We start from the raw sequence: 512 nt of genomic DNA, 5'->3' as shown, positions 1-512 counted from the left end.
TTATACACCACTGTGGGTATTGGCGACAATCCGGTGCAAGCCAAACTAGCCCTAGATAACTACGCTAAACACAATCATGAATTGATTGGTGAAATCCATTATGAAACTGTGCCGGATAAGATTTGGTCAATTAACGAATTAACGGACGTTTGGGGCATTGGCCCCCGTATGGCGAAACGTTTGAACCGCCTTCAAATTCACAATATGTATGAGTTAGCCCATACTAACCCTTATTTACTCAAACAGAATCTCGGGGTGATTGGGAGCCAATTGTTTGCCACCGCCTGGGGCGTTGACCGGACCCAGTTAACTGAACCAATCAAAACTAAGGAAGCTAGTCTTGGTAACTCACAAGTTCTCCCGCGTGACTACTTGACACAAAACGAGATTGAAACGGTCATTAAAGAGATTGGTGAACAAGTTGCGGCGCGGCTTCGTCACCACCATAAACTAGCAGGGTGTTTATCACTAAGCATTGGTTTTTCTTATGCTGCGGCTGAAACCGATGGCCG

1 protein-coding gene is annotated in these 512 nt (G+C 45.7%); it reads left to right on the top strand.

Annotation, left to right across the window (positions count from 1 at the left end; genetic code table 11):
- Positions 1–512: DinB/UmuC family translesion DNA polymerase (locus FD09_RS15660; RefSeq protein ID WP_476707415.1), on the top strand; the 512-nt coding region annotated here is incomplete at both ends.

The organism is Schleiferilactobacillus perolens DSM 12744 (assembly GCF_001435585.1).
Classification (GTDB): domain Bacteria; phylum Bacillota; class Bacilli; order Lactobacillales; family Lactobacillaceae; genus Schleiferilactobacillus; species Schleiferilactobacillus perolens.
Note: the sequence above shows the minus strand (reverse complement) of the source record. Positions and strands in the feature narration are given on the sequence as shown.